Source organism: Microbacterium sp. B24, from assembly GCF_000333415.1.
Lineage (GTDB): Bacteria > Actinomycetota > Actinomycetes > Actinomycetales > Microbacteriaceae > Microbacterium.
Map to the genome: position 1 here is coordinate 1 of NZ_BADB01000039.1, position 4,221 is coordinate 4,221.

4 protein-coding genes are annotated in these 4,221 nt (G+C 68.2%); 3 read left to right on the top strand and 1 reads right to left on the bottom strand.

Annotation, left to right across the window (positions count from 1 at the left end; translation table 11 throughout):
* Window positions 1-21 precede the first annotated feature (21 nt).
* Window positions 22-189 carry a hypothetical protein gene (locus I5I_RS16185; protein ID WP_374699895.1) on the bottom strand — a complete coding sequence of 56 codons (168 nt, stop codon included), beginning with the start codon at window positions 187-189 and terminating at the stop codon, window positions 22-24.
* 101 nt (window positions 190-290) lie between these two features.
* On the opposite strand from I5I_RS16185, the gene I5I_RS00750 reads away from it, so the two are divergent.
* The 3 genes from I5I_RS00750 to I5I_RS00760 all read left to right on the top strand — a co-directional run.
* Complete coding sequence (locus I5I_RS00750) at window positions 291-476, top strand: hypothetical protein (RefSeq protein WP_036315160.1); 186 nt, start codon at window positions 291-293, stop codon at window positions 474-476.
* A gap of 105 nt (window positions 477-581) precedes the next feature.
* Window positions 582-1,919: a type I glutamate--ammonia ligase gene (gene glnA / locus I5I_RS00755; protein WP_036285083.1), complete on the top strand. Its 1,338-nt coding sequence runs from the start codon at window positions 582-584 to the stop codon at window positions 1,917-1,919.
* Between the two features lie 3 nt (window positions 1,920-1,922).
* Window positions 1,923-4,221: bifunctional [glutamine synthetase] adenylyltransferase/[glutamine synthetase]-adenylyl-L-tyrosine phosphorylase (locus I5I_RS00760; RefSeq protein WP_036315162.1), on the top strand; the 2,299-nt coding region annotated here is incomplete at its 3' end.

The window sequence follows — 4,221 nt, forward strand, 5'->3', positions numbered from 1 at the left end:
GAGCTCGGTCCCGGGGATCCTCTAGAGTCTCTTCACCGCGCCCAGCACGTCGTCCGGCTCTGCGCCGGCCGGTGTCGGAACCTTGACGCGGTCGCTGAGCAGGTTTCCCCCCTCCAGATCCACGAGGGCACCCTTGATGCCGGTTCCGCCGATGTCCACACCGACCGCGCGGGTCGCCTTCGTCGTCATGGCGTCCAGCCTATCCAGGTCGTCGGTGCCGCTCGTTAGGATCGAGCCAGAGCCCGCAGATCGGGACCGGTGGGCGTACGCCCCGACAGGAAGGACGCGCCATGACGTCAGGCGAAGACAAGTACTGGTACAACTTCTCCACCGGCGCCGTGGAGCGCGGCTTCGAGTCGCCGGCGATCGACCGCGCCGGCCCGTTCGACACCGCCGAGGAGGCGGCCAACGCTCCGCAGCTGCTCGCCCAGCGCTCTCGCGAATGGGCCGAGGAAGACGAGCGCGAGAACGACTGACGCGCGCCCGGCGACACGTCGGACACGAGCCGGGAACGATAGTCTGGGCGTGGGCCCGGCTTCCCTTCGAAGCGGCATCTGAGAAGCGGCATCTGAGAGGACGCGATGGACAAGCAGCGGGACTTCGTACTGCGCACGATCGAAGAGCGGGGCGTGAAGTTCGTCCGCCTCTGGTTCACCGATGTGATCGGCACCCTGAAGTCGGTCGCGATCGCTCCGGCCGAAGTCGAAGGGGCGTTCACCGAGGGACTCGGCTTCGACGGCTCGGCGATCGAAGGACTCACGCGCTCCTACGAGTCCGACCTTCTGGCGCACCCCGACCCGACGACGTTCCAGACTCTTCCGTGGCGCGGGGAGATCGACCCCACGGGTCGCATGTTCTGCGACATCACGACTCCCGACGGGCAGCCGGCGGTCGCAGATCCCCGCCACGTGCTCAAGCGCACGCTCGCGAAAGCGGCGGATGCCGGGTTCACGTTCTACACGCACCCCGAGATCGAGTTCTACCTGCTCAAGTCGTCGTCCTTCGGGGCGGAAGGCCCCGAGCCGGTCGATTCGGCCGGTTACTTCGACAACGTTCCCGGCGGCACCGCGCACGACTTCCGCCGTCGCAGCGTCCGCATGCTGGAGGACCTCGGCATCTCCGTCGAGTACAGCCACCACGAGGGCGGTCCCGGTCAGAACGAGATCGACCTGCGCTACGCCGACGCCCTCGCCACCGCCGACAACATCATGACCTTCCGGACCGTGGTCAAAGAGGTCGCGATCGAGCAGGGCGTCTACGCGACGTTCATGCCGAAGCCCCTCTCCGGCAAGCCCGGCAGCGGCATGCACACCCACATGTCGCTGTTCGAGGGCGACCAGAACGCCTTCTACGAGGAGGGCGCGCAGTATCAGCTCTCCAAGACGGGCCGACAGTTCATCGCCGGCCTGCTGACCCACGCGAACGAGATCGCGGCCGTGACCAACCAGTTCGTCAACTCGTACAAGCGCCTCTGGGGCGGCGATGAGGCCCCGAGCTTCATCTGCTGGGGCCACAACAACCGCTCCGCCCTCGTGCGCGTGCCCATGTACAAGCCGAACAAGGGGCAGTCCACGCGCGTCGAGTACCGTGCGCTGGATTCTGCCGCGAACCCCTACCTTGCCTTCGCGCTCATGCTGGCCGCCGGCCTCAAGGGCATCGAGGAAGGATACGAGCTTCCCCCCGAGGCCGAGGACAACGTGTGGTCGCTGACGGATTCTGAGCGGCGTGCGCTCGGATACGCACAGCTGCCCGCGAGTCTGGACCACGCCCTCGAGTACATGGAGGAGTCTGAGCTGGTCGCCGAGACCCTCGGCGAGCAGGTCTTCAACTACGTGCTGCTCAACAAGCGTCGCGAGTGGCAGGAGTACCGCGCGCAGGTGACGCCGTTCGAGTTGAAGAGCAACCTGGAGATGCTCTGAGCCGTGTCGTCGAACGAGCGCACGTCGGTTCTCACACAACTGGCGCGCGACGGATTCGGTGAGCTCGGCGACGCCGATGCGCTGCTGACCGAGCTCGTGGATGCGCTCGGGATGGGACGGCAGGAGATCCTGCGCGGAGCCGCAGAGGCGGGCGACCCCGACGCGGCTCTGTCCGCGCTGGCGCGCATCGCCCGACGTGACGGGCCCGCCGTCGCGGCGGCGCTGCGTCGCGTCTCCTCGAGCGTGTGGCGGCTGCTGGGCGCCTCCAACGGCTTCGCGGACTTCTACCTGCGCCATCCCGACGAGCTGGCTCACCTCACGGGTGCGGGCACACCGCTGCCAACGGCCGACGAACTTCGAGCAGAGCTCACGAGCGCGGTCGGAGCGGATGCCGAGGGCTTCGCCGCCAGCGGCGACGAGAGCGCGTGGGTGGCGCTGCGTGTGCGCTATCGCCGGATGCTGGCGCGCATCGCGACCTATGACCTCGGCGCCCACGATGCGGTCGAGGTCCTGGCGCCCGTGGCCGCCAGCCTCGCGGACGCGGCCGGGGCAGCTCTGGAGGCATCGCTGTGCGTGGCACGTACACGAGTCGCCGGTGGCGCCCCCGGCTCCGGGTTGTTCCCCCACGAGCAGGTCTCTGCCACCCGGCTCGCGATCATCGGGATGGGCAAGACGGGCGCTCGAGAGCTCAACTACGTCAGCGACGTCGACGTGATCTTCGTCGGCGGCGGCTCGGATGAACTCGTCGAGCGGGTGGGGGAGAGCCGCGTCATCGACATCGCCACGCGACTCGCCGTGCAGACCATGCGGGGCATCTCGGGCATGGAGGTCGAGCCGCCGTTGTGGGAGGTCGACGCGAACCTGCGCCCCGAAGGCAAACAGGGCGCCCTCGTCCGCACCCTCGACTCGCACCTCTCCTACTACGACCGCTGGGCCAAGAGCTGGGAGTTCCAGGCCCTTCTGAAGGCACGCCCACTCGCGGGTGATCGCATGCTCGGCGAGGCCTACGTCGCTGCGGTCCAGCCGAAGATCTGGACGAGCGCAGCGCGGGAGAACTTCGTCGACAGCGTGCAGCGCATGCGCGAACGTGTGACCGATCACATCCCCCCGGGGGACGTGGCCTACCAACTGAAGCTGGGGCCGGGTGGCATTCGCGACATCGAGTTCACGGTCCAGCTGCTGCAGCTCGTCCACGGATTGACCGACGACAGCATTCGTCAGCGCGGCACGCTCGACGCACTGGAGGCCCTCGTGGGCGCCGGGTACATCGGCCGCGAGGATGCCGCGACCTTCTCCCGCGACTACCGCATGCTGCGCGTGCTCGAGCACCGCATGCAGCTGAGGGATCTGCGACGAACGCACCTGATGCCGCAGCAACCCGAGGGTCTTCGTCTGCTGGCGCGCTCGTCCGGGCTGGCCGAGACCGGACCCGCCGTGTGGGCGCTGTGGGAAGGGATCAAACGCGAGGTGCGCGAGATCCACGTCCGTCTGTTCTACCGTCCGCTGCTGTCGGCGGTGGCGGCGCTCAGTTCGGACGAGCACCAGTTGTCGCCCGACCAGGCGCACGATCGGCTCGCCGCGATCGGTTTCCATGACCCGGCCGGTGCCCTCCGTCACATCGGTGCCCTCACGGGCGGTTTGAGCCGCAAGGCGACGATTCAGCGTCATCTCATGCCGGTGATGATCCGTTGGTTCGCCGACGGCGTCGACCCCGACTACGGTCTGCTCGCCTTCCGACGTATCAGCGAGCGCCTCGGCGACACGCCGTGGTTCTTGCGCATGCTGCGCGACTCCTCCGGCGCGGCGGAGCGTCTCACCCGCGTGCTGTCCGGCTCGCGTTACATCGGCGAACTGATGGAGTGGATCCCGGAGTCGGTGGCGTGGCTCGACTCCGACGAGCAGCTGCGTCCGCGCGGCGGGCACGCACTGCAGGAGGAGGCGCGGGCGATTCAGACCCGCCATGAGACGGTCGGCGACGCCATGCGCGCCGTCCGGGCGCTGCGTCGACGAGAGCTGCTGCGTCTGGCCTTCGGCGCCATCCTCGGGACCCTCACCATCGACGAGCTGGCGCAGGGACTCACCACGGTCAGCGAGGTGACGATCCAGGCCACCCTTCGTGCGGTTCGGCGCGAGATCGTCGCGCCGGAAGATGCCGCTCTCGATTTCTCGGTCATCGCGATGGGGCGCTTCGGCGGCGCGGAACTCGGGTTCGGGTCGGATGCCGATGTTCTCTACGTCTATGAAGCCAACGGCATCGATCCGCAGCGCGCGCACGACTCTAGAGGATCCCCGGGACCGAGCT

Excerpts from the sequence above, each read along its gene's own strand:
- I5I_RS16185 (WP_374699895.1), bottom strand. The coding sequence starts at position 189 with ATGACGACGAAGGCGACCCGCGCGGTCGGTGTGGACATCGGCGGAACC.
- I5I_RS00750 (WP_036315160.1), top strand. The coding sequence starts at position 291 with ATGACGTCAGGCGAAGACAAGTACTGGTACAACTTCTCCACCGGCGCC.
- glnA (WP_036285083.1), top strand. The coding sequence starts at position 582 with ATGGACAAGCAGCGGGACTTCGTACTGCGCACGATCGAAGAGCGGGGC.